At 71.4% G+C, this 360-nt stretch carries 1 pseudogene; it reads left to right on the top strand.

What is annotated here, in order from left to right:
• Nucleotides 1-360 (top strand): annotated as a pseudogene (locus tag QSK45_RS38135) (2-oxoacid:ferredoxin oxidoreductase subunit beta); the annotation flags it as partial.

Raw genomic sequence — 360 nt, 5'->3', positions numbered from 1 at the left:
TCACCGAGGTCCTGCGCGCCGCCGCCGACCACCCGGGCACCGCGCTGATCGAGATCTACCAGAACTGCAACATCTTCAACGACGGCGCCTTCGACACCCTCAAGGACAAACAGCGCTCCGAGGAGGCACTGATCCGCCTGGAGCACGGACAGCCCGTCCGGTTCGGGGCCGACGGCTCCCGAGGCGTCGTACGCGACCCGCGGACCGGCGACCTCCACGTGGTCACCGTGACCCCGCGCAACGAGGCCGACCTCCTGGTCCACGACGCCCACGCCGCCTCCCCCACCACCGCCTTCGCCCTCTCCCGCCTCGCCGACCCGGACACCCTGCACCACACCCCGATCGGCGTGTTCCGCTCGG

It is taken from the genome of Streptomyces hygroscopicus subsp. hygroscopicus (assembly GCF_030269125.1).
Classification (GTDB): domain Bacteria; phylum Actinomycetota; class Actinomycetes; order Streptomycetales; family Streptomycetaceae; genus Streptomyces; species Streptomyces hygroscopicus_C.
The sequence above is the reverse complement of the archived record's forward strand: the minus strand, read 5'-3'. Positions and strand labels throughout refer to the sequence as shown.